Genomic DNA, 24,022 nt, shown 5'->3' with positions numbered 1-24,022 from the left:
TTATCCATAGCCAAATACTCAACCGTTGCTATCGGCGATCTATCATCGAATTTCTAACGCATAATCCGAATCATACCACCTCTCGGCCGCATGCCCATCGGATTAAGTTGTCGATTAAGCGCATAAATGAAGCTGACCATAAAATACCGTCCGAGTGAATTTGCCTGTTGCTTTTGATAAAAGTTTATGTCCGCAGTTTGCGATATCCCCAACTTCTGATCTAAAATGTTGTTCACCGATAATCGAATCTCCCCCGTTTTTGCTTTCAGAATAAACCTGGAAAAAGATGCGTTTAAGAACGGTATAGATTGCGTTTCACCCGTTGTCTCGCTAGTGTAAACAAGATATTCGAAAGATGAACTCATTTGATAATGCTTTGCAAAACTCACGTTAGCCTCTGCAAAATAGGTCTGATTTACATACGACTGATTAGCTTGCTCGTTGAAGTCATAGTCTGTGTTTTGTCGGCTGATATTCGTTGACAAGCCAAGATCAAAAATATCTTTGTACCGGTAATCGTATCTTACGCGACCTCCGATTGTTGTTTGCGCTATGTCGCTTTCTACCTCGTCGACAACGCTCGCTGCGATAACTTGTTGGGCGTTAGCAGAAACACTAACTCTACTGCCGATTTTTTCAATCGGGAAACTTAACGAAACATCACAGAAGGCCTCACGACTATCTTTGACATTAACAGGCTGTGAAATGCGCTGCTGTTGTTCGTTAAAATTTTGCGCCGTGGTGATTGCATTTCTGGTGTATGATGTTTCTAACACTGCGAAAAAACTTACAAACGTCATCGGATTAAACGTTCCAAAATTTATTCGCCAGTTATGTTCATACGCAGGGCGAAGGTTCGGATTTCCCACCGATAAATTCAATGGGTCACTATTGTCGACAACAGGCTGCAACTGTTGGATTGTTGGCTCTTGCACCGACGTTTCGTATTCCAATTCAAAATGTTTTGAGTTTGAGAAATCATAGTTGAATCGCATCACTGGAAGAAAGTTTTGATACGACTTCGTAATTACAGCATCCAGCAGTTTCAGTTCACCATCAAGATAAGTTTGCTGCAATCCTGCCCCGACTACCAAGTTGTAATTCGATCGACTCACTCTGAAATTAACACCACCGCGATGATATTGATAGGCGCTCGTATATTGATTACTTAGCGCGTTATTAAAAATGGACTCGCCGCTAATGAGGTCGAATACCTGCCGATCTACATCATTGTTATTTTGTCGGAAACTGTAATTACCTTCAATATACTTTCTTCCACCCAAGGGTTCTGTATAATTAATTGTTACGCCATAACTGAAATACTCCGTGCGCTGCAGATTTTCTTGCATGAGCGACAATGTTTCAGGTTGCGCTCCATAAAATTGTGTTGTAGATGATTGGGTTCCATCACGATCGCTGCGGCTAACGCCAAACTGCAACGTACTGCTGAGCGTTCTTCCTTTTTTGGAAAACTTATGACGCCATAACAATGAAGAAGCTAAGTTTGATGTAGCTCCTTGCGCGTATGATTCTCGATCTGTCTCGTTCTCAAGTTCACTCTTACTATCGTAATTTTCGCCGATACTCGACTCATTGGCGTCCGACTCATTATACGTAAAAGAATTCGTGAACTTTATGGAGTTCATGGAATCAAGCTTTTGATCTAAGGTGAGATTTACACGGTGATTTACGTTTGTATTGAGCTGCTTACTATTTTGATGATAGCGTAAATCTCCGTTTGCGCGATAGTTGATTCGCTCAGTTGTTTGATTAAGGTCGTGCTCCAATTGATTATAAAAATAACTTGCATTCAAATCAGACTTTGCCGAAAAGGATTGGTTAACGTTCATACCTCCAGCATAATTTGTCATAATACCATTAATACGTCCGCCAAAGTTCAACGGGATACCGCTTTGATTATCGCTGTTGAACTCTAGTCTCATGCGGCCACCACCGGCCATCCGCGTGGCACCGCCGGTGAAACTCATGTAGTCATCTATACCAAAGCCTCGATCGTTTACATTGTTGCCCATTCCAAGGAAAGAGATTTGTTGATCTTTTTTAAAGCGATTTAAACTTGCACGCAGTTGAAAGCGTTCATCGGTGCCGTATCCACCTTGCAGTGTACCAAAAGCTGCGTTGCGTTTTTCTTCCTTCAGCGACAAATTAATTGTCTTCTCTTTTTGACCATCGTCGATGCCGGTGAATGTTGCTTGATCTGATTTTTTATCGAACACTTGGACTTTGTCAATAGCATCCGCTGGTAAATTACGTGTTGCTAGTTTAGGATCATTTCCAAAAAAAGTCTTTCCGTCAACGGTGACACGCTGTACCTGTTCACCTTGCGCTCGAATTGTCCCGTCGTTGTCGACTTCTATTCCTGGAAGTTTTTTAAGAAGATCTTCCACCACAGCGTTATCCTTCGTTTTGAATGAAGTAGCATTAAACTCGATCGTGTCGCGCTTCACGACAACAGGTGCACGCTCTGCTTCAACAACGACTTCCCCAAGTTGTTTCACTTCAGGACGCATCTGTATGATACCCAAATTTGCAACGCCCTCGTTAGCACTTGCCGAAAACGAAATCGTGATTGTGCTGTAGCCGACATAAGACACTTTAAACAGATATTCCTGACGTGTCAAATTTTTCACTTCGAATTCACCTGTTTGATTTGTAAGTCCAAAATTCACTAGTGACGAATCCTTGACATTCAAGATTAACACCGTGGCCGAAGGAAGCGGACTTTGTACCGAATCGACAAGTTGCCCCTTTACGGAAATTTTTTGCGCAAATGCGACGGGACCAGCAACCACACACGCAATGATTAGAATTATTTTCATAGGGTTACTGAATTCTAATTCCTAATAATCATGCGTCCCCCATTTCTGCGCATCTGCTCCTCTGCTAATGCGCGAAATTCCTTTTCAGTCATACGTTGGCCACCAGAAGGAATCTTCATCTCGCCTTTTTTCAACGCACGAAGGTCGATCTTTTTTGCTGTTACAATACGCTCACCGTCATTGACGTCCAATTGCAAGACCGTTCCAGGAAGCGAATTATAACCTTCGGGACCGACAAATAAATGTATTTTATCAGTATACCAGGCAACAACGTTTTGTTTAGTTTCCTCATTGAAATACGTTGCTTTATTACAAGTATATCCAAGCACAACTTTCGTATCATTGGATAACTTCCAAGGAATGATCTTCACCGAATCTTCGATTAAAATCTTCTTCCCCATAAAATCTTGAAGCACTACACGCTTTGATTGAGATTGATTGAAATAATATTCCACTTGAGGCCGCATGATGCGCAATCGCATACCGTTTCCTTCGTCGTTAAATTCCTCTTCTTCCTCGTCAGGCATCGTGCAATAGAAAGATTCTTGATCATTGAATGCTACCTGATCTTGGTGGATATTATATTCCGGGATGCGCGCTTTCATGGCCTCCGCATCAGGGGGGAGTCGACGATGCACGTTTACTTTGACTTCGTACACAATGACTCCCGATTTCGACGTTTGTGCCAATACGACATGCGCGGCTGTGATCGATACCAATAGGCCGATTATAATGATAAGCTTTTTCATGGTGCTTGAGATTTTCATAACTTTTGTTACGATGTAAAAGTACGCTAGCATGCTAATCAGTGCGGTTAATGGATCTGAATAGAAGGTTAATTAATGTTAAAGGTGTACTGTGCGCTAAAGAAGTGCGTTAACTTTGTAGCCATGATGAAGTCAAAAAATATTATTACGCTAACATTGATGATCAGCAGTATTATGCTACTCATCATCTTGCAGGTGTTTTGGCTACACAACACCTATGAGAAGGCGTTCTTTGATTTTAGACGTGAGACGAGCACGATTTTCAGAAATACAACCCTAGAGGTTCGAGACAGCATGCTGTTGAAAAGTATGGTTTCTGTTTCAAGCGATTCCGTGGACGAATTCATTCATCCATCCTTGCCGGCCAAACATTTCTCAGCTTCCCACTGGAAAACGGAGACTCAGGCAGCGAAGCGAATTGCAATTTCTGAAGATCACGCGAACGTGAGGATTATTGTTAATAGCGCCCATGATACAATTCAAAAAGATATACTGGGGCCACTTACCACACAAATTGCGTCGCTTCAGCTAAAAACGCCCGGTACACAAAAGAGCTTCGTTTTGCGATTAAGTCCTGACACGCTGAATATCGACACGTTGGAAATGTACTTTCGAAAATCCCTCTTAAAAGAAGGAATCGATGCGCGTTTCACGGTCCGTCATCGCGAATTCACGCCCGAATTTCAAGAAAGGATTTTACCAAGAATAATGGAGGGAGATAGCTGGCCAGAGAAGCCACACGTTGTAAACGTATTTAGCGACACGCTGCACACAGACCCTGTACGAATTAACCCACTCCATCGATACTCTGCCTCAGTCTCAGGTATGCGAGAAATCATTCTGAAACAAATATCACCGCAGGTATTTTTTAGCATTTTCCTGACCTTGATCACTACTGTATCATTTGTGTTTATGTACCGTAACATCCGCAGTCAGCAGCGCCTTATGGAATCTAAAAATGAATTCATCAGCAACGTTTCACATGAACTTAAAACGCCTGTCGCTACGGTGAGCGTTGCCTTAGAGGCTTTAAAAAATTTTAGTGCGATGCAAAATCCCAAATTAACAGAGGAGTATTTGGATATTGCGTTACGCGAGCTGGCTAGGCTCTCCGGAATGACCGACAAGATTTTGAACGCCTCGCTCATCGAAAGTCATGGTTTAACTTTTGAACCTGAGAACGTTAACCTAGATCTTGTGGTACGAGAAATGCTTGCGTCAATGAAGTTGGTTTTTGAAAAGCGTCAGGCCTTGGTGAATTACACCACCTCGGGTTCACACTTTGAAGTCAAAGGGAGCGTGCTTCATTTGACGAATGTAGTTTTCAACCTTGTTGATAACGCTTTAAAATATAGTCCAGAAAAACCGACTATCGAAATTCTACTGTCATGCAACGACCAAAACATTCGTCTCATTGTACGTGACAATGGCATAGGAATTCCATCACAATATCAATCGAGAGTATTTGAAAAATTCTTTCGTGTTCCGTCTGGAGACATCCACAATATTAAAGGATATGGTTTAGGATTAAGTTATGTCGCTAGCGTAATTAAAAGTCATGGCGGCGAAATTCATCTTGAAAGTGACGCGGGAAAAGGGAGCTCGTTCATCATCGATCTCCCACAGCGAAATTTACAGCAAGGCTCAATTTAATATTGCATGAAAATCAAAATACTGTACGTCGAAGATGAGCCCTTTCTGGGCAGGATTGTTAAAGAAAGTCTTGAGAGCAGAGACTTTGAAGTTGATATGGTTACAGACGGCAAAGATGCGGTTGATTTTTTTTCTAAGACAAATCCCGACATCTGCGTACTCGATGTCATGCTTCCGTCAAAAGATGGATTTACGATTGCGAAAGAAATCAGGAAAATCACACCCGCAATTCCAATCATCTTCGTAACCGCGAAGATTCAGACAGAAGATTTAATCAAGGGTTTCGACGTTGGGGGTAACGACTACATTCGAAAGCCCTTCAGTATGGAGGAGCTTATCGTTCGCGTCAACAATTTACTCGCGCTCTCGAAGAATCAAAAAAATAGTCAAGGCCATGATTCGATCTGTATTGGCAAATATGAATTTGTCCCGATGCGCTATGAACTTCGTTTTCAAGGCAACGTAAAAAAGCTCTCGCATCGAGAATCAACATTACTCCAGGCGCTCATAGAAAACAAAAATGCAACGACGTTAAGAAAAGATATACTCATAAAACTCTGGGGCGATGATTCCTTTTTCAATAGCAGAACTCTTGATGTCTACATCACCAAGTTAAGAGACTATTTGAAAGACGATAATGGAATCCAAATTATCACCATCAAAGGAATTGGATATCATTTCTCTGTTGGCTGATCTGTAACTTCTAACTTGTAGCCCACACCATGAATGTTGACAATGGAAACAGCGGGATCATCTCGTAACAATTTCCGAAGGCGCGAAATAAAAACATCCATACTTCGCCCGACAAAATATCCTTCGTCCTCCCAAATCGCTTTTTGAATCTCATCACGATCAATGATCTTATTTCGGTGTAAACAAAAAAGCTTTAACAACTTGGATTCCTTGTTCGTCAGTTGAATAACCGTATCATTAAACGCGATTTGTTGATTGCCGAAATCACAAGTAAGTTTTCCAAGGCGGTGAATAAATTGTGTATCTGCAGTTGTGTTAACGCGATACACGCGCTTCAAAATAGATTCGATGCGAAGTAATAATTCTTCAACGCTAAAAGGCTTGGTAATATAGTCGTCGGCGCCAAGCTTAAACCCGGCAATACGATCTTCTTTCTGGATGCGTGCTGTGAGAAAAACAATTGGAATTTCCAGATCGCGTCGGCGGATATCTTGCGCAAGTGCAAAACCATCTTTACCAGGAAGCATGACATCTAACACACAAAGTTGAAAAGTACCTTTTAGAAATCCGGTTAACGCGGCAAGACCATCCGCGAATGAATCGACCTCATAGCCCGCCATCTGCAAACTATCTTGCAGCATGTAGCGCATGTTCTTATCATCCTCGGCAAGTAATATTCTTATCGGCATCTCTGGTCGTTATATACGTGATCGTAGTGTTAGTCCGTCAGTGGCAATGATATTGTAAAACAGCTACCACTATTCTCTTCGCTTTTAACATGTACATCGCCTCCATGTGCGTTAACAATTTGTTGTACGTAGGTCAGGCCAAGGCCGAAACCCTTAATATCATGCTGGAGACCTGTGGATGCTCTGTAGAATTTTTCGAATATGTATCGTTGCGCTTCGGCTGCGATTCCAATTCCCTTATCGCTAACCTTTACTTGAATCGTTTGGTTAACATTTTCAGTCTCAATCAAAATATCAGGTGCTGTGGATGAATATTTATCCGCGTTATCAAGTAGATTGCAAAACATATTACGCAGGTGAAAAGCATCACCTACAACGATCGCGTTGATTGCTTGCAGTCGCGACACAATTTCCCCGTTTCTAAGCTGGATGCGCGAAGTGAATTGCATCGCCACATCTTTCAACAATACATTCAAGTCAATTTTTTGTTGAGCCAATGCCAAGGTGCCTTTTTCCAATTGCATTGTCCTCAATACTTGTTCTACGTGAAGTTTAAGGCGAATGTTTTCTTCGTGAATAATGTCCAGATACCGTCGCACCTTATCTTTTTGATCGAGCGTTCGTTCCGCGCGGAGTACTTCACTTGCCATCGAAATATTCGCTATTGGCGTATTCAACTCATGCGTCATATTGTTGATGAACTCATTTTTCAAAGTTGTTAGCCTGTTCTGATTCTTCAAGTCATAAATAAGATAGCCTCCTATGAACACAACGGTTGCGAGGATGACAGCGCTGATAATCCAAAACGTATGTGCCGACAAAATCTCCGAACGTTTTTGAGGAAAAGTTAATTCAACGGTCACAGGCATAAGATGCTCCACACGACCAATGCAGCCAATCTCTTCATCGGTGGAAGGATGCTCAACGTATCCACCTAGGATTAACTGGTGATTCTCAAGTTCCTTAACAGCAATTGTAAAGGGAGCATCGATGTGCTGTCTTAATAATTCTCGCCGAACAAGAGAATCAATGGCACGATAACGTACGCTGAAATCAATTTTGAGTGAATATAGGTTCGTTGCTTTTTGTTGTACAGGCAAGATTTGCAAACTGTCGTTACCGCGTTCATGCAGAAGTTGATCTGCCACGCTACGCAAGACAAGATTCACTTTATCATTGAATTGTTGCTCTTCGATTCGATATGCATTTGAAAACCAAACCACTTGAATGATTGTCAATACCCCAAGCGCAGCTAAGGCAGTTGTTACAAAAAATCGGTGAAGCCAGGCTTTCATAGTAGTTCTTCATTATAAAGTTAACTTTAAAAATGGCGACACTTGATTTTTTTACATTTCATTAACATCAATTTACAGGGAATTTACAACGACGACATTGCAGCAATATAGGTTTGTATAAAATCACACAAACCTTTATGAAATTAACAATCATTTCGCTTCTACTTGCTTGGAGTGCGAGCATTCTACCCGTTGAATCCGTCTACACCATTGACGTGACAAAAAGTAAAGTGAACTGGACGGGATACTACCTTTTCAGTTTCGGTGAACATTTCGGTTCCATCGGGATCCAAGACGGCTCGTTAAAAGTTGTCGATCAAACGCTCGTTTCGGGAAAGATTGTCATCGACATGAAAAGCATCCGCACGTTGGACAAAGGTTTTGAAGACAAAGACGGTCTAGGTGAACATTTAAAAAGCGCCGATTTCTTTGAAGTTGATAAATATCCAACGGCGATACTCGAGATTACAAGCGTTAAACCCATTGCAGATGCGCCCGCAGATCAACCCAATGTAGAAGTAGTAGGCATGTTAACGCTTAAAGGGATCAAGCATGAAATCACCATCCCGACTTTATTGACGATTACCGATGAGCAGTTAAGTGCAAAAGCAAAATTCAAAATCGATCGAACAAAATGGAACGTAAAATACAATTCAGGAAAGTATTTTGATGATATTGGCGATGGTGCAATTTCTGATGCCATTGGAGTAGCATTTGACGTAATTGCTAAGACACCAATACAAAAAAGATGAAAGCTATCATCGTCGCACTACTCATCTTACCCGCAGTCTTGTGTGCACAAGATCCTAAAAATGCAAATGTGATTTTTAGCAGAGATGGGGGAATTAATTGGTCAGACGGAGATGACGGGTTGCCGAGTGATGTCATCGTAAGCTGTTATGCTGCTGTTGCGAAATCCATTTTCATCGGGACAGAAAAAGACGGGCTTTATCGTTACGAAAAAAACACATGGCGTCGCATCATGAGCGGTTCAGATGCAGGGAAGATTTCTGCGATTTTTGGAGATGAACACAAGATACTGGTCAGCACGGCGCAACAAGGTATACGCGTTTCGGCAGACGACGGAGCAACTTGGACGCATTACAAAAACGATCTTCACGGCGATCGTATCCGTCGTTTTATTCAAGTGAACGATAATTTGATTATCGGTGGTGACAACGGAATTTACTTATCGACTCAAGGTAGGCCATGGGAACATATAATTGCTGGCGTGCAAGTGAACAAGTTTATGATCTATCGTGACAAAATCTATGCAGCAACAGCCAAGGGTATATTATGTTCCGATGACAATGGTAAACATTGGAACACAAGTTGGCAGCGCCGAACTGTTCTCGATTTCTCGATTCAAAAAAACAAACTTGTTGGACTGCTCGGCAACAGCGACGTAGTAACGTTACTTGATAACGATAGTTGGCTAGAGGTGACACCATTTCTAAAATACCTCTACACGGTTCGACTCACGCCGCTGAGTGCTCCGGTACTCCGACATGACTTTCAAAGTCCAATGATACGCAATGCGCAGTTTCATCCGTTGATCATGTTCCGAGAAAGCAAAGCGCCAACGTATATGCTTGATACCCCGGAAGGATTAATGCTTATTGTCTGGATAAATGTCGTGGGGTGCTAACGAGTCCATACGATAAAGACGAAAACACTAAAGGAAGGAAAGTTGTGGGTAATACAGGATTCGAACCTGTGACCCCTACCTTGTCGAGGTAGTGCTCTAAACCAGCTGAGCTAATTACCCAATTGAGGCGCAATATAATGATACTTCTTGAAGCTTTCCAATTCTCGCAGTTACAGAAAAATAAAAGGGTTCATGATACGAATATCATGAACCCATTATCGAAAATAAACTTTGAATTATTTACTCTCTGTGCGCTGCAGTTTAAATCTTGTTTTTAAGTTGCCCGTCATCAACGTAAAATATCCATCTTCTAGTATGGCATTTCCATTTTTATCAGGAAACGCAAGATCATTGACGTTGATGGTATACGTAAACGTTTTGGATTCCCCTGGTTTGATTAATTCTTTCGAATAAAACTTCAAGTCACGAATGGGGCGCGAAATGCTTGCTACTTCATCATGAATAAACCACAGCACAGCTTCCTTACCTTCTCGCGCGCCAGTATTTTTCACCGTCACCGTCGCATTGATCGTTCCGTCGGCGCTCACCACAGAGTCACTTAAGGTCAAGTTACTATACTCAAATGTCGTGTAACTCAATCCTGTTCCGAAGGGAACAAGTGCAATTGGATTATCAATCTCATGCGCAAGAATTACTTCGCTCACTTTGTGATTGTGTGGCACCAAACGATTAACAGCGATTGGATAGTTGAAACTCATCTTTGCACTGGGATTCACTTTCCCGCTAATAATTTCTGCAATCGCCTGTGCTCCTTCAAACCCCGGAAGCCCAGCGAAGATTACAGCCTTACAGCCAGGATAAATTTTCGTGATAACGCGTGGTCTTCCGCTAATCATAAGCAATATCACCGGCTTACCTGTTGCTTGCGCTGCTTTCACCAAGTCAACTTGATCTTCCGGCAAGCTGATATCCAAAATGCTTCCGAAGCCTTCTGCGTACGGCATTTCTCCAACAGCCACGACAATTGCATCAGCACGCGATGCTTTTGCTTTTAGTTCAGCAGACGTAGCTGCAAATGAAACCTTTCCTGGAAATTCTTTTTGAAGCGCCGTATTTACGGTGAGCATATCTTTCGGATAGATCGATTCTTCCGACGCCATCCAACGTAATGTCCATCCGCCGGCAAGAGGTCGTTTCAAGTCAGCAACTGGGCCTGTCAGAACAATATTCTTTGTCGTTTCCGGGTTCAATGGAAGAACGTTTTCATTCTTCATCAATACGATAGACTCACGCGCGGCCTCCAAAGCCTTCGCACGATGTTCTGGTGCGCCTACGCGATTGAAACGATCGTTCCGCGGAAGCGGATTTTCAAATAAACCCACCTCTAATTTCAAACGAAGGATCCTGCTAACCGAGAGATCGATACGCTCCATAGAAATTTTGCCCTCATTAACCAGCGCTTTCAAGTGCTCGCAAAAATCAGTCGTGTATGGCGTCATGGCCATATCAACACCAGCTTGAATTGCTTTCAATGTTGCATCTTTCTCGTCTATAGCAACATGATGGTTTCTGTGAAGTCTGATAATATCCTCCCAATCAGTGACAGCCACACCTTTAAACTTCAACTGGTCACGAAGCACTTCGGTAAGCACCCAATAGGACGAATGCACCGGAATACCATTCAACTCACCGCTGTTGATCATCACTGTTTTAATTCCAGCGTTAATTGCTGCTTTAAAAGAAGGCAAATGAAACTCTTGCAGAGCTTGCTCAGAAATATCCACGGGTCCACGATCCCATCCGTACTTCGGATCTGAATATGCAAAGAAATGCTTTGCGGTAGCGGCGATTTTATAGGGAGCGATCTCCTTGTTTTCTTGAACTGCTTTTACGAAGATGGTTCCCATTGTTGCAGCTACATAAGGAGACTCACCGAGCGTTTCATAATATCGGCCCCAGAGTGGTGTTCTTGAAAGATCGAGCACTGGCGCGAATAACCATTGGTGACCAAGATCTGCAGATTCTATCGCTGTGATGTTTCCCATCGCTTCTGGAAACTCGTTATTGTAAGTTGCGGCAGTGTTAATTGCGTGCGGAAAAATAGTTCCTCCTTCAACATAGTTCACGCCGTGCATGTGGTCGATGCCATAAATAATTGGAATCTTGAGACGTGTTGTTTTCAAGTTATATTCCTGAAGGTCTTTATAGAATTGATACCATATCTCTGGCGATACGGCGACACCATTCAAGAATGAGCCGATGTGATACTGGCGAAGCATCTTACCAAGTTTCGCGGTATCAACTTTTGTTTCGATGGAAAGATCGCTGCCGGCACCCCAGTTAGCTTTCGTAACGATTAATGAATTATTAATCTGAGTCATCTGACCGATCTTCTCTTCCAACGTCATGACGCTTAAGAGAGAGTCTATTTTGTCTTCGACGGCAGCATTGTCGCTGCGTTCAATTTTTAGCAGGTCTGCTACGGAGCTTCCGTTTTTTGTGGTTCCTGTCTGTTGGTCTTGGCCGCATCTTGTCATGATGACTATAAGCACCATCGACACGATACATCCACTAATTAATCTACGCATTGGGTTTTGGGATTTTGGTTTGGGCGATAAAAATAAGAAGTGGTGAAACGGAGCCTTCATTTACTTAACTCTATTTCAAATAAATGATGTCGCAAACGTTTTCGGGTTATTAAATCGACTAGTGTTCGCAGATTTTAATTGGAAGTTCTCAATGCCTATTTTAGCAAAAAGAAGATGCGGACATCAAATCATTGGATTGAAAAACTACACCTGCTTCCGCATCCGGAAGGTGGTTTTTATCGTGAAACTTATCGTGCCGACGGAAAGATCTCTCACGATGCATTGTCGCCGAACTTTAAGGGCGACCGTAATTATTCTACGGCAATTTTTTTTCTTCTTCGCGCGGAAGATCGATCAGTCTTTCACCGAATTCATTCCGATGAAATATGGTACTATCACGCTGGCGGAACATTATCGATCTACATACTCGATCACGGCAAACTTATTGAACTCAAATTGGGTTGCGACATCGACAATGGAGAGCACTTGCAAGTTGTAGTGCCTGCGGGAAAATGGTTTGGTGCGATCGTTAAAGATGGTCTCTTTGTTCTTTCGAGTTGTACTGTTGCACCAGGGTTTGACTTCGCCGATTTTGAAATGGCATCACGCCTCGCGTTACTCGATCAATTTCCTTCTCACGAAGAAATTATTATAAAGCTTACAAAATAATCGACTGATCGAGGCGCTTCAAATACGCGATACCTTGAGGCCAATCGCCAATCCCTGATGAAGCGTTGATATGTCCGGCGGGGCCAATGTTGATGAAATCGCTTCCCCATACTGTAGCAAAATGCTTTGCTCTTTCTAAGCTCACATAAAAATCATCACTACTGGTGATGACAATAGAGGGAAAAGGTAATTTAAACTCAGGCATGGGTGTGAATCCTGTTGTTCCTAGTGGATACGATGGAGCAACGGTATCACTAGGCGCAACGAGCAATGCGCCTTTCACCTTTCTACCATAGCGGTTTGCCCAGAAAACAATTGTGCTACACGCTAGACTGTGACCAACCAGAATAACATTGTCGCTGTTATGAGACTGAATTACGCGATCGATTTGAGCGATCCATTCCTCACAACTCGGTGTTTCCCAGTTGTCTTGCACAACACGCTCGAAGCCATACTGATTTTCCCACAACGTTTGCCAATGATACTCGCCAGAATTTCCGAGCCCTGGCAAAATCAAGATCTTCGAATTAAAGGTCATTGTAAATTAACTGAGATGATTGACGCAAATAAAAATCCCTGATCCGTTCGAATATTATTCTTCCAATACAAAAAATCGGATGTCAGGGATATATAAATTAAAAAATCCTTTCCCGCCCACAACGTTTGATGGATAGTTTACGGGTTCGCCTAAAAATTCTATGAAGCTATAACGATTATCAATTCGCTTCTCGATGAAATCGTAATATTCGCTACTGATATTCGACAACGTTACCGCGATGGTATCTCCTGGTTCATATTCTCGTGGGAACACCCTGAATGTTTCACCGAAATTTTGCCCTTGAAAATCCTCATCCGTCATAATCTTCGTATACGCGTTTGGGTTGATCGCATTTTGAATGATGTCCTCCTGTTCAACCTCTTGTACATTGATCATGTAGTAGTTTTTATTGGGAGGGTCATTAAATTGATAAGTTACTTGCGCGAGCGTGTCATCGAAGCCGTTGAAATACAATGAAGCATCGATTTGGTCGAAGGTGATTTGAGATTGTACTGTGGTAGTTGCCTGTACGTCTCCTAGCGACAGGCTTTTCACCGTTAGTGTGTAAGTTTCGCCGGGTTCAAACGGTATGTTAATTCCGCCATAGAATCCGAATCTTAAAAAATTTAACCGATAAGTACCCGCTGGACCTGATACAGTCACTTGTGCATCGTTCACGCCAATTTCATTGAGCAATTCTTCAGGGTCGGTGTCCGAATCGGCATCCAGCGCACTAAAGCTTTTTGTGAGCAAAACTACAAGTGATTCATCTGGAATAATCTGCGTAGACACCACAATTTGTTGTTTTACCGTTGGTAACCCTTTCACGGGGAGCGGGTCTGGCATACACGCTATCGCCATGACCAACAGTAGCGCGATTCCAGAAAAAGCGATGTATCCGTTTTTGTTTTTCACGCTGCTATAATTTAAATCCATAACTCACAAAAGGAATCAAACCAAACAATCCGGGCTGCTCGTAGTGTAGCTCCCCCGTTGTATCGTCTTGTTCGATATTAATACCAATCGGATTGGCACGGTTGTACGCATTATATACGCCCGCAAACCATTCCCACTTAAACTTTTTCGTCGGTTTGCTTTTAAATTTCACGCCAAAATCCAGTCGATGCGAATTCGCAAGATGAACTTCATTTAATCCGGAGTAAATGGGAATGAGATCGGCGCCTGTCAATGTCGGCGCAAATACGATGTATTGTCCCACCACGGGCGTGAAACGCGCCCCTGAAATATACTCCCACACCATCGATAAAGCCCAGCGCTTATTCAATGCATACTGCGCAACCACGGCACCATTGTGTCTTCTGTCATAGCGCGACGGGAACCATCGTCCACTGTTGACTTCATCGAACTGTCGCCATGACCACGAGAGCGTATAACTTATCCAGCCCGTAAACTTTCCAATGTCCTTACGAAGCAAAAGTTCAAGTCCGTACGCTGTTCCCTTTCCTTGAATGAGCTTCGATTGAAAGTCAGTGTTCAGAAAAAGATTCGTGCCTTCTTCATAGCCTATCAAATTTCTCATGTCTTTATAATATGCTTCCGCGCTAAAAAAGACCTTTCTGTCAAGAAAAGTTTTCTGCCATCCAGCCGCGAACTGATGAGACGATTGAGGTTTTATATCTTCCGTTACCGGATACCAAATATCAGTTGGTGAGCTGACGGCGGAGTTTGAAATGCGATGCATGTACTGCACCATTCTTGAGTAACTCAATTTAAGCGCTGATGTCTCGTCTAATGTATAGCGTGCCGAGAAACGCGGTTCTGGATTTAGATATTGTTTGCATTCAACAGCAGCCATGGTCACACGCAATCCAGCATTGAGCGAAAGGCGCGGCGTTATCGGCCATTCATATTGGCTATGCACGGCAAATTCATGTGCAACGCGACCACTGCTGGCGCTACTTTCCAACAGTTCTGAAAGGTTTCCGGTAGTGTTGATTACATTTGGACTTACAGCATGGCGTGTCCATTCAAAGCCGGTTTTTAATATGCCGACACGATTGATGGAATCGCGCTGAAGTAATACACGCACGCTATAATCTTCAATGTCAGAAACAGCTCGCAATTCATTCTCTTCGAAAGCATTCCTTATATTATAATGATACTTCGAGCGTGTTGCTGAAATTTTTCCAATCCAATCTCGTCTTAGTGTTTTCGTCCAGTTAAACGACTGACTGTTGTTTCCCGACTGATACGTCGTGAGAAAACCTCGACCATCGCCATTTCTATCTCGGAAAATGTCTAATATATCTTCACCACCGTAATGCGAGATCTCAATGTGATCGCGCTTCGTTGGTCGGAGTATTAGTTTTCCGTTCAGATCGTAGAAATAGTAAGGAAGCTCTTCTCCCAGCGCTTTTACGACTTGATCAATATAGGTTCTACGGCCAGCGATCCAAAAAGAAGCTTTGTCTTTCACAATGGGTTGCTCTACATACAATCGCGACGCGATAACACCAATGTCACCGGAAAGATGAGTACGCGTAGCGATGTCGCTTGCCGATTGAACATTTAAGATAGACGAGAGTCGACCTCCGTATTCAGCGGGAAATCCACCATTTATTGCTTCAACTTTATCAAGAATATCGGGGTTAAAAACCGAAAGAAAACCAAACAAGTGACTCGTGTTGTAGATCGGGGCGCCATCGAGAAGGACAAGATTTTGATCGGCAGCGCCACCGCGAACAAAAAGATCAGAACTTCCTTCTACGCCGCGCAACGTTCCTGGTAGCAGCTGTAATGTTTTGATCAAGTCCGCTTCTCCACCCAGAACTGGAATTGCATTGATAATATCTTGTGTAAGTACGTGGGTACTTGTTCGATTCGCATTGAAAACATCTTCCTGTACATTTCGCTGCCCGGTAACCACAACTTCTTCGAGGGCGCTTACTTTCGCCCGCATCACAAGTTGTATCGTGGTATCGCGCTTGATGTTTAAAGACAGTACATGATTTTCAAATCCAACGTAAGAGACACGAATGATCTTTCGGCCAGGTGCAACCTTAAAAGAGAATTTTCCCGTAGTCGAAGTAGGTACGGTGATCGAGTCGGGCATGATGGAAACGAAGGCCTGCGGTAAGGTTTCCGTACCATCGTCTTTGACCACACCCTTCACTGTTACTGTCTGCGCAAACAAACTGCATCCGTAAAATAACAGAGATATTGTAAATATAATTTTCACACTATTCAGCACCATCACAATTTAACGAACAGAGATGCACTTTCTTAAGTTGTTGACACATTAAAATTCTTGATTCTTTCTCATCCAATCCTTACATGCTTTTTTAACGGTAATTCAATTGTATGAACCTGGAAATAATGATTATTTAAGGTTTTCGAGCGTGTAAATGCGAGGATTTCGGTTTTTAATCTTACTGCTTTTTGCGAGTCACATTTCTTCGGCGCAGCCAACGGTGACAGACAGTACCGTTATTGCTACGAATTTGGTAAAAGCTTATAAACTTTTCCTAACAACACCAGACTCATCCATCGTCATTTCCAAACGATCATTAGCTCAAGCGTTAGAGCAAGAATTACCCTACTTAGAAGGCTACAGTTATTTCGTTTTATCGAAGGCTTATTGGGCGAAGGCAAATTACAGGTTGAGTACCGAGTATGGCTTTAAAGCACTAAAAGCGTACGAGAACACGACTCATGTTTTTCATTGGGGAGAAAGCTATCTGTCACTTGCCAGAACTTTCGTTGACCTGAAGAACTACGATCAAGCACGTGCGTATCTTAAACGAGCGCACTTACTGACGATTAAAGGAGATCAGCCACATTTACTTGCCGATGTCTATCGTGAAGAAAGTATGCTTCAAACAGAAACTGGTGCTTACGATTCCGCATTGATTTCAGCAGATAAAGGCATTCACCTTTACGAAGCTTTTAAAGACTCATTAAACTTAAGTATTCTATTAAGTCGCAAATCGAAAGTATTCTTCCTGTTAAAACGCTACAATGAAAGCGCTTTTTATAACAGGGCTGCGGTAGTGCTCGATAAACTTGTGGACAATCGGCGAGGTCTCGGCATCTGTTATTTACAAGCTGCGCAAAATGCATTTCACACCCATCAAGCAGATAGCGCTTTATTCTTCCTCGACAAATCTATTCCACTCAATCGCGCACTCGACAATTTTGGAACCCTGATAAAAGTCCACGAGTTAAAGGCCACGATCTTTACCTTTAAGAAAGAACCTCTTTTGGCAGTAGAACAATACAAGCTCGTTTCGCAGTACAAAGACAGTTTATACAATACAGAGAAAGCGGGGCAAATTCAAGAGATGCAATCGCTTTATGAGCTAGAATTAAAAAACAAAACGATTGCCGCGCTCGGAGAAGAAAATGCGCAGCAAGAGTCACTCGTTCACAATCAGCGGCTCCTTACTTTTGTAATGGGAGCTGGAATAGTGTTATTAGCGGCGCTCATTATTGTATTGTTTAGGTTACGAAATATTCAGTCGCGCGCGAACAGTGAACTTCAAGAAAAAAACCGCGCCATCGCTTTACAAAAGGAAGAGATCCAAGCGCAAGCAGAATTCCTGCAACACTTGAACGATTTAAAATCCAAACTATTTTCTGTGATCAGCCATGACCTTCGTGGTCCCATTGCTTCGCTACAAGCTTTGTTGGAATTGTTAACGAGTAAAAAATTAACTCCAGATGAATTCGTTCTGTTTTCGGATAAATTAAAGACAAACTTAGGCGTAACACAACGGACCTTGGAGAATCTACTCAGTTGGTCGATGAGCCAAATGGAAGGGATTAAGACGGATCTAAAAGACGTGGATGTAAAAACGACTGTCGAAGATTCGCGACGCCTACTCGATGAGCAAGCCAGCAGAAAAAATATTACCATCGACAACCAAATTACTGATTCCATTCACGTTCGCGTAGATCAAGATCAGTTTCAGTTGATCTTACGAAATTTAATGCACAACGCAATTAAATTCTCGAAAGCCAATCAGAAAGTAGTGGTAAGAGCAGTGAAAGATGAAAGATTTTGTCACTTGAAAGTGATTGATGCTGGTATCGGAATGAATCAAGACGAAATAAACTTAATTACAGGGTCGGAGTATTTTACGAAAGTAGGAACGCAGCAAGAAAAAGGAACTGGACTTGGCCTTTTACTTTGCAAAGAATTTGTAAAGCGCAACGGAGGGCAGTTAAGCATACATAGCGAAGAGGGTGAAGGCACAGAAGTTACCATCAGTATCCCCTTGATGTAGACAGCGATTATTTTTCGTTGTCGAAGACTTGATTCATCACGAAAACTTGCTGCGAATTTCTCTCGCGTGGAGCAGCTTCTCTCAGTTTCAAATTTTCGGGAAGCGACTCCGGACTTCCTGGGTATCCGACGGCTAAGAAAACACCAGGCTCATAAAGGTCGGGGACATTTAAATTTTCCATAACCTTGGCAGCATTAAATCCTGCGATCTGTCTGACTTGTAAACCAAGCTCAACAGCTTGTAATGCTAGGAATGCATTCGCACCACCTAAATCGTACATTGCATGCGCGTTCGGTCCGGGGAATCTTGTGAAGTTTTTCCTAGCGAAACTTACGATCAACAGCGGCGCATCCTTCACCCAAATTTTGTTACCATCATTCAACGCCTCAAAAAGCTTATTCCACAATGCTGTTTGATCTTTAGACGCATAGATATAAAGCCACGGTTGCTCATTGGTGCTTGATGGCGCCCAACGCGTAGCTTCGAAAAGCGAATTCAATTTATCCTGCTCGACCAGCTGATCGGTAAACGCACGTACACTTTTTCTCCTGCGAATGAGCTCAGAAATTGGAAAATCAACATTGTCAGATTTCATGACTTCATTATAACGAAGCGAAGTTAACGTCATTCCAATGAAAAAAAAATCAGTTCCAGAATTCCGGAACTGATTGGTATTCGTCACATTATTCTTCTATCAGAACACCCATTTTCCCGACTTGGTAGTCACGCATTGCTTCCAATATTTCAGTCGTTGTGTTCATAACGAACGGTCCGTGGGAAACGACCTGTTCTTTTAATGGAGCGCCTGTCATCAACAGGATCCTCGTATCTTCAAGCGCTTCGATCACGATTCCGTCGCCGTCTTGATTGAATACCACCGCATGATGCGCTTCAACCAAACCAAACCCTTCTACCTTGAGCTTACCATCGAGCAAATAAATGAATGCGTTATGATCTTGATGAAAATTTACCGAAAGGCGCCCTCCCTTTTTCAGCTCAGACGTCGCCGCATTTACTTCCGTATGTGAAGGAATAGGTCCTTTTAATCCATCCAGTTCACCTGCGAAAACTGTTAATGTTACTTTACTTTCATCGTAGGTTTTTCTGACGGCATTCTCAGCACTAACGGGAAAATAAAAAGGCTCATCCATTTTATGCTTTGCAGGCGTGTTGATCCACAGTTGAATAATTTCTTGTCTCCCGCCGCGCTCAAGAATATCATGCGGTGGTCGCTCACTGTGAATAACACCTCGTCCTGCGTTCATCCATTGCGCGCCACCTTCATAAATAACACTGTCGTTTCCGCGACTATCACGGTGATGCACGCCACCTTGAAACACAAATGTTACGGGGGAAAATCCGCGATGAGGATGAGGCCCAACGCCAGCATGACGCGGCTCAACATGTGTTGGCACTTTGATGTTCGCGTGATGCAGTAATAAAAATGGATCGATGTTCTCAACGTTGTTGGTTGGAAATGCTTGTCTTACAGGAAACCCTCCCATGTCAACGGTTTGACCGTAAAGCAACGTCGATACAGTTCTTGTCTTCATACATTTGTAATGCCCTCCATAGGCGTATTAGTTTAATTCATTGGTACTTCCATCACTAAAATTTTAGCATCGCTCTTCGCTGTGATCCGAATGGAATCCGTCTCCCATACACCGACACCATCGCGCCGGTTCAAAGCCTGGTCGTTTACATCGACGTCGCCTTCAATCACGAAGACATATACGCCATGTCCTTTTTGCTTCAACGTGTACGCGACTGAAAAACCATCATTTAAATTTCCTAAATGAAACCATGCGTCTTGGTTTATCCACACGCCTTCGCCATTTTGATCAGCCGTTATTACTTGCTGCAATTTGTTCACACGATCTTTTGGCTCGAAAGATTGCTGGCCATAGCGTGGTGGTATATTTTGTTCTTTGGGAAACAGCCAGATCTGAAGAAAATTCACGTGTTCATCTTGGCGCTTGTTATATTCAGAATGATAAATTCCCGTTCCAGCACTCATCACCTGCACATCATTCTCACGAATAACAGCAACATTGCCCATGCTATCTTTATGCTCAAGGTCGCCAGTTATCGGAATAGAAATAATTTCCATGTTATCATGCGGATGAGTACCAAAACCCCTGCCACCGGCAACAATATCATCATTCAAAACACGCAGCGCACCGAAGTGCATCCGGGTTGGGTCATAGTAGTTAGCAAAGCTAAAAGTGTGTTTTGAATCCAACCACCCATGGTTTGCACGACCTCGTGAAGCTGCTTTGTGTAACACGGTTTTCATAAAATCTCCTTTTTTGCTAGTGATGTTAACGTGCACCATCAAATAAGGTTCTATACAATTGTTGTCTATACAACTATTTAAAGAAAAAATATATTAGCCTCTCAATTTGTCTAAAATGCGATTCAACTCTTGGGCTTCAGCTTTGGTAATGGTCTTTAATTTCGCAAGCCATTCTGCTTCATCCGAATCGATTCGCTTCAGGACATTTAATCCTTTATCTGTGATGATGATATCTACCTGACGCCGATTCTCTTCACAAATTTCACGTTTTAGAAATCCCTTTTGCCGGAGTTTTTCAACCAGTCTCGTGGCGTTGCTATTCTTGTCAATCATTCGCAAGGCTATATCGGCCAGCATGAGCGGCTTCGGGTGGCTTCCTCTCAAAATCCTGAGGACATTGAATTGCTCAGGCGTGATGTCATAATCTTTTAGACGACTCGCGTTCAGGTTATACAGCCAGCTACTGGTATATAGTATATTGACGGCAGCCTTGTTGTGAACGCTGCTAAACTTCTCTTGTTGAAGATCGTGCTCTAAAGACATGTTGATTCATTCTCCACACCTAAGGTAGAGACAATAGTTGTAGCTACAAACATTTGCGCCTTTCCGGATAATTTTATTAAGTCGCGATTAAGATTGAGCGCCAAACAACTCAACAACTCATGATATGTGTTAAATTCACAAATTCTTATGATAACATTTACTAGTACGCTCCAAAAATTTCAAAAAAAAGGCGAGAAGTCTGGATGGACATATATTGAGATTAGTGCTGCCAACGCCAATAAATTAAAACCAGGGACGAAAGTGTCCTTTCGTGTGAGAGGTACGTTGGATGGTCACAAAATTGAGAAAACATCAATTCTCCCCATGGGTGAAGGTCAGTTCATATTACCTTTCAATGCGTCCATGCGCAAAGGCACAGGCAAAACGGTTGGAGAAAAAGTAAAAGTGAGCCTAGAACTTGATGAACGTAAACTTCAATTGTCGGCTGACCTTATAGCATGTTTAGAAGATGAGCCTGCTGCATTGAAATTTTTCAAAAGTCTTCCACCCTCCCACCAGCAGTATTTTAGCAAATGGATTGATGGCGCAAAGACCATTGAAACAAAAACAAAGCGCATCACGGTTACGGTGATGGCATGTGCAAAACAAATGGGATATGGCGAAATGATGCGCGCATATCGCGATGGTGTGATCCAATAATAAGCTGTATGAAAGAAAAGTATCGGAGTCAAAATTGGTTTGGCAAAACTGGCAAAGATGGATTCATCTACCGGGCATGGATGAAGAACCAAGGCATACCTACGCATGAATTCGATGGCCGTCCTGTGATTGGTATCTGTAATACATTTTCTGAACTAACACCTTGTAATGCACATTTCCGCGAACTGGCTGAATCAGTGAAGCGCGGTGTTTCAGAGGCTGGGGGATTTCCCGTCGAGTTTCCTGTAATGTCATTGGGGGAGACACTCATCAAACCAACCGCCATGTTATTTCGAAATCTTGCGAGCATGGATGTTGAAGAGTCTATCCGCGCCAATCCCGTAGATGGCGTAGTGTTACTTTGTGGATGTGACAAAACTACACCGTCGTTGGTCATGGGCGCTTGCAGTGTTAACATTCCCACAATCGTCGTATCGGGTGGGCCGATGTTGACAGGCAAGTATGAGGGAAGAGATATTAGCACGAGTGATGTTTGGCGATTTAATGATGCAGTACGCGCTGGTGAAATGACGCAAGAAGATTTAACCGTTGCTGAAGCATGCATGTGTAGAAGTCGCGGACATTGTGCTGTGATGGGTACGGCTTCAACGATGGCATGTATGGTCGAATCTCTTGGGCTAACACTGCCTCATAATGCAGCAATTCCTGCGGCAGACTCACGGCGAAAAGTATTGGCACAGCTTTCAGGGTCTCGCATCGTACAGATGGTTCGTGAAAACATAACGCCCTCGTCGATTCTAACTCGTGAGGCCTTTGAAAATGCGATCGTTGTAAATGCTGCAATCGGCGGATCCACGAATTTTATCATCCATCTTCTTGCGATTGCCGCGCGCATCGGTGTAACCCTCGAACTTTCCGACTTCGATAAACTTTCCACGACTGTACCATTGCTTGCAAACCTTCAACCTTCTGGAAAATATTTCATGGAAGATCTCTATTATGCCGGAGGACTCCCTGCCGTTATGAAAGAGCTCGATAAATTTCTACATGGTAATTGTGTGACCGCTAATGGGAACACGCTAAAACAAAATTACGACGAAGCCATCAGTTACAATCGTGAAATCATTGCACCCGTCGATATACCTTTCAATCCGCTGTCAGGCGTTGCCGTATTAAAGGGAAACCTATGTGAGCACGGTGCTGTGATAAAACCATCAGCTGCAAGCCTCCATCTCATGAAACACACGGGTAAAGCGGTTGTATTTGAAGACATCGAAGATTTTAAAGCACGAATCGACGATGAAAATCTTGATGTTGATGCCAATAGTATTCTTGTACTGAAAAATGTTGGTCCGATCGGCTACCCAGGCATGCCAGAAGTTGGTAATATGAGCATTCCTAAAAAGCTTCTTCGCGCGGGCGTTACAGATATGATCCGCATTTCCGATGGTCGCATGAGCGGAACAGGTTTCGGAACGGTGATCTTACATGCATCACCTGAAGCTGCTACTGGTGGTAATTTTGCTGTCATTGAAGACGGCGACCTTATCACCCTCGATGTTTCCAACAGGTCAATAACATTAAACGTTTCAGACGAAGAACTTGATAAAAGAAAACGCGTATGGAAACCAAGGCATAAAGTGTATACACGAGGCTATGTTCAACTATACCAACGACATGTACAGCAAGCACACCTTGGGGCGGATATGGATTTTTTAGTGGGAAGCAGTGGTAGTGAGGTTACGCGGGATTCGCATTGAGGCTAGTTAATCGTTAAGGGCATCTCTAAAAACCCGATTTTGGAGATGCTTTGTTTTTTTAATCATTTTTAGAGGCACCATCCGTACAGTTTTTATGTCGACGTTGATTTTTTTCTCCTCTATAGGAGGATTCTTGCCCTCATCGAGCGGATATCTACCTTTTTAGACTAACGTTCAGTTGAGTTAGCCTGAATAAATTGTATGTGATGTTCATT

20 protein-coding genes and 1 tRNA gene are annotated in these 24,022 nt (G+C 42.8%); 8 read left to right on the top strand and 13 right to left on the bottom strand.

What is annotated here, in order from left to right; genetic code table 11:
• Positions 1-53: 53 nt before the first annotated feature.
• Positions 54-2,840, bottom strand: coding sequence for a TonB-dependent receptor family protein (locus DQQ10_RS16865; RefSeq protein WP_112748074.1), 2,787 nt, complete (start codon positions 2,838-2,840; stop codon positions 54-56).
• Positions 2,841-2,854: 14 nt separating this feature from the next.
• The gene (locus tag DQQ10_RS16860; RefSeq protein ID WP_165823976.1) at positions 2,855-3,589 is read right to left on the bottom strand and encodes a GLPGLI family protein; all 735 of its coding nucleotides are present in this window, start codon (positions 3,587-3,589) and stop codon (positions 2,855-2,857) included.
• Positions 3,590-3,730: 141 nt separating this feature from the next.
• Between DQQ10_RS16860 and DQQ10_RS16855 the strand changes: the two genes are divergently transcribed.
• Positions 3,731-5,260, top strand: a complete 1,530-nt coding sequence (locus DQQ10_RS16855; protein WP_165823975.1) for a sensor histidine kinase — start codon at positions 3,731-3,733, stop codon at positions 5,258-5,260.
• Positions 5,261-5,266: 6 nt separating this feature from the next.
• Positions 5,267-5,953, top strand: a complete 687-nt coding sequence (locus DQQ10_RS16850) for a response regulator transcription factor (protein WP_112748071.1) — start codon at positions 5,267-5,269, stop codon at positions 5,951-5,953.
• Here the strand turns inward: DQQ10_RS16850 and DQQ10_RS16845 are convergent.
• Both DQQ10_RS16845 and DQQ10_RS16840 read right to left on the bottom strand, forming a co-directional pair.
• Positions 5,935-6,642 carry a response regulator transcription factor gene (locus DQQ10_RS16845; protein WP_112748070.1) on the bottom strand — a complete coding sequence of 236 codons (708 nt, stop codon included), beginning with the start codon at positions 6,640-6,642 and terminating at the stop codon, positions 5,935-5,937. The two genes, DQQ10_RS16850 and DQQ10_RS16845, sit on opposite strands and share 19 nt — an antisense overlap.
• A gap of 29 nt (positions 6,643-6,671) precedes the next feature.
• On the bottom strand, positions 6,672-7,937 hold the full coding sequence (locus tag DQQ10_RS16840; protein WP_112748069.1) for a sensor histidine kinase: 1,266 nt from the start codon (positions 7,935-7,937) through the stop codon (positions 6,672-6,674).
• A gap of 137 nt (positions 7,938-8,074) precedes the next feature.
• On the opposite strand from DQQ10_RS16840, the gene DQQ10_RS16835 reads away from it, so the two are divergent.
• Both DQQ10_RS16835 and DQQ10_RS16830 read left to right on the top strand, forming a co-directional pair.
• The gene (locus DQQ10_RS16835; RefSeq protein WP_112748068.1) at positions 8,075-8,689 is read left to right on the top strand and encodes a YceI family protein; all 615 of its coding nucleotides are present in this window, start codon (positions 8,075-8,077) and stop codon (positions 8,687-8,689) included.
• Entirely contained in the window at positions 8,686-9,585 is a 900-nt protein-coding gene (locus DQQ10_RS16830) for a WD40/YVTN/BNR-like repeat-containing protein (RefSeq protein ID WP_112748067.1), read from the top strand. The genes DQQ10_RS16835 and DQQ10_RS16830 overlap by 4 nt, the downstream gene beginning before the upstream one ends.
• A gap of 45 nt (positions 9,586-9,630) precedes the next feature.
• Here DQQ10_RS16830 and DQQ10_RS16825 read toward each other — a convergent pair.
• A tRNA-Val gene (locus tag DQQ10_RS16825) sits at positions 9,631-9,705 on the bottom strand.
• 116 nt (positions 9,706-9,821) lie between these two features.
• Positions 9,822-12,134: a glycoside hydrolase family 3 N-terminal domain-containing protein gene (locus tag DQQ10_RS16820; RefSeq protein WP_165823973.1), complete on the bottom strand. Its 2,313-nt coding sequence runs from the start codon at positions 12,132-12,134 to the stop codon at positions 9,822-9,824.
• Between the two features lie 174 nt (positions 12,135-12,308).
• On the opposite strand from DQQ10_RS16820, the gene DQQ10_RS16815 reads away from it, so the two are divergent.
• On the top strand, positions 12,309-12,803 hold the full coding sequence (locus DQQ10_RS16815) for a cupin domain-containing protein (RefSeq protein WP_112748268.1): 495 nt from the start codon (positions 12,309-12,311) through the stop codon (positions 12,801-12,803).
• Here DQQ10_RS16815 and DQQ10_RS16810 read toward each other — a convergent pair.
• Genes DQQ10_RS16810 through DQQ10_RS16800 form a run of 3 tightly spaced genes read right to left on the bottom strand, consistent with a single transcriptional unit; the run spans position 12,793 to position 16,555 of the window.
• Positions 12,793-13,341 (bottom strand): RBBP9/YdeN family alpha/beta hydrolase, encoded by a 549-nt coding sequence (locus DQQ10_RS16810; RefSeq protein ID WP_112748065.1) that lies wholly within the window; start codon positions 13,339-13,341, stop codon positions 12,793-12,795. The two genes, DQQ10_RS16815 and DQQ10_RS16810, sit on opposite strands and share 11 nt — an antisense overlap.
• A gap of 54 nt (positions 13,342-13,395) precedes the next feature.
• On the bottom strand, positions 13,396-14,256 hold the full coding sequence (locus DQQ10_RS16805; protein ID WP_165823972.1) for a DUF4249 domain-containing protein: 861 nt from the start codon (positions 14,254-14,256) through the stop codon (positions 13,396-13,398).
• A 4-nt stretch (positions 14,257-14,260) separates the two neighbouring features.
• Positions 14,261-16,555, bottom strand: a complete 2,295-nt coding sequence (locus DQQ10_RS16800) for a TonB-dependent receptor (protein WP_112748063.1) — start codon at positions 16,553-16,555, stop codon at positions 14,261-14,263.
• 217 nt (positions 16,556-16,772) lie between these two features.
• Here DQQ10_RS16800 and DQQ10_RS16795 point away from each other — a divergent pair, with 217 nt between their 5' ends.
• Positions 16,773-18,587, top strand: coding sequence for a sensor histidine kinase (locus tag DQQ10_RS16795; RefSeq protein WP_165823970.1), 1,815 nt, complete (start codon positions 16,773-16,775; stop codon positions 18,585-18,587).
• Positions 18,588-18,594: 7 nt separating this feature from the next.
• Here the strand turns inward: DQQ10_RS16795 and DQQ10_RS16790 are convergent, their stop codons facing one another.
• The 4 genes from DQQ10_RS16790 to DQQ10_RS16775 form a co-directional block, all read right to left on the bottom strand.
• Positions 18,595-19,182, bottom strand: coding sequence for a nitroreductase family protein (locus DQQ10_RS16790; RefSeq protein ID WP_165823968.1), 588 nt, complete (start codon positions 19,180-19,182; stop codon positions 18,595-18,597).
• An 88-nt stretch (positions 19,183-19,270) separates the two neighbouring features.
• Positions 19,271-20,140, bottom strand: a complete 870-nt coding sequence (locus DQQ10_RS16785; RefSeq protein WP_112748060.1) for a pirin family protein — start codon at positions 20,138-20,140, stop codon at positions 19,271-19,273.
• A 32-nt stretch (positions 20,141-20,172) separates the two neighbouring features.
• The gene (locus DQQ10_RS16780) at positions 20,173-20,883 is read right to left on the bottom strand and encodes a pirin family protein (RefSeq protein ID WP_112748267.1); all 711 of its coding nucleotides are present in this window, start codon (positions 20,881-20,883) and stop codon (positions 20,173-20,175) included.
• 93 nt (positions 20,884-20,976) lie between these two features.
• Entirely contained in the window at positions 20,977-21,426 is a 450-nt protein-coding gene (locus DQQ10_RS16775; protein ID WP_112748059.1) for a MarR family winged helix-turn-helix transcriptional regulator, read from the bottom strand.
• Positions 21,427-21,573: 147 nt separating this feature from the next.
• On the opposite strand from DQQ10_RS16775, the gene DQQ10_RS16770 reads away from it, so the two are divergent.
• Both DQQ10_RS16770 and DQQ10_RS16765 read left to right on the top strand, forming a co-directional pair.
• On the top strand, positions 21,574-22,086 hold the full coding sequence (locus tag DQQ10_RS16770; protein WP_112748058.1) for a YdeI/OmpD-associated family protein: 513 nt from the start codon (positions 21,574-21,576) through the stop codon (positions 22,084-22,086).
• Positions 22,087-22,094: 8 nt separating this feature from the next.
• Positions 22,095-23,807: an IlvD/Edd family dehydratase gene (locus DQQ10_RS16765; RefSeq protein WP_112748057.1), complete on the top strand. Its 1,713-nt coding sequence runs from the start codon at positions 22,095-22,097 to the stop codon at positions 23,805-23,807.
• Positions 23,808-24,022 lie beyond the last annotated feature (215 nt).

It is taken from the genome of Pseudochryseolinea flava (genome assembly GCF_003286915.1).
Lineage (GTDB): Bacteria > Bacteroidota > Bacteroidia > Cytophagales > Cyclobacteriaceae > Ohtaekwangia > Ohtaekwangia flava.
This window is presented reverse-complemented; position numbering and strand designations above follow the sequence as displayed.

Coding starts and splice junctions, on each gene's coding strand:
- DQQ10_RS16845 (WP_112748070.1), bottom strand. CDS start 6,642: ATGCCGATAAGAATATTACTTGCCGAGGATGATAAGAACATGCGCTAC.
- DQQ10_RS16800 (WP_112748063.1), bottom strand. CDS start 16,555: ATGGTGCTGAATAGTGTGAAAATTATATTTACAATATCTCTGTTATTT.
- DQQ10_RS16820 (WP_165823973.1), bottom strand. CDS start 12,134: ATGCGTAGATTAATTAGTGGATGTATCGTGTCGATGGTGCTTATAGTC.
- DQQ10_RS16770 (WP_112748058.1), top strand. CDS start 21,574: ATGATAACATTTACTAGTACGCTCCAAAAATTTCAAAAAAAAGGCGAG.
- DQQ10_RS16850 (WP_112748071.1), top strand. CDS start 5,267: ATGAAAATCAAAATACTGTACGTCGAAGATGAGCCCTTTCTGGGCAGG.
- DQQ10_RS16835 (WP_112748068.1), top strand. CDS start 8,075: ATGAAATTAACAATCATTTCGCTTCTACTTGCTTGGAGTGCGAGCATT.
- DQQ10_RS16765 (WP_112748057.1), top strand. CDS start 22,095: ATGAAAGAAAAGTATCGGAGTCAAAATTGGTTTGGCAAAACTGGCAAA.
- DQQ10_RS16830 (WP_112748067.1), top strand. CDS start 8,686: ATGAAAGCTATCATCGTCGCACTACTCATCTTACCCGCAGTCTTGTGT.
- DQQ10_RS16855 (WP_165823975.1), top strand. CDS start 3,731: ATGATGAAGTCAAAAAATATTATTACGCTAACATTGATGATCAGCAGT.
- DQQ10_RS16840 (WP_112748069.1), bottom strand. CDS start 7,937: ATGAAAGCCTGGCTTCACCGATTTTTTGTAACAACTGCCTTAGCTGCG.
- DQQ10_RS16815 (WP_112748268.1), top strand. CDS start 12,309: ATGCGGACATCAAATCATTGGATTGAAAAACTACACCTGCTTCCGCAT.
- DQQ10_RS16785 (WP_112748060.1), bottom strand. CDS start 20,140: ATGAAGACAAGAACTGTATCGACGTTGCTTTACGGTCAAACCGTTGAC.
- DQQ10_RS16865 (WP_112748074.1), bottom strand. CDS start 2,840: ATGAAAATAATTCTAATCATTGCGTGTGTGGTTGCTGGTCCCGTCGCA.
- DQQ10_RS16775 (WP_112748059.1), bottom strand. CDS start 21,426: ATGTCTTTAGAGCACGATCTTCAACAAGAGAAGTTTAGCAGCGTTCAC.
- DQQ10_RS16780 (WP_112748267.1), bottom strand. CDS start 20,883: ATGAAAACCGTGTTACACAAAGCAGCTTCACGAGGTCGTGCAAACCAT.
- DQQ10_RS16810 (WP_112748065.1), bottom strand. CDS start 13,341: ATGACCTTTAATTCGAAGATCTTGATTTTGCCAGGGCTCGGAAATTCT.
- DQQ10_RS16790 (WP_165823968.1), bottom strand. CDS start 19,182: ATGAAATCTGACAATGTTGATTTTCCAATTTCTGAGCTCATTCGCAGG.
- DQQ10_RS16860 (WP_165823976.1), bottom strand. CDS start 3,589: ATGAAAAAGCTTATCATTATAATCGGCCTATTGGTATCGATCACAGCC.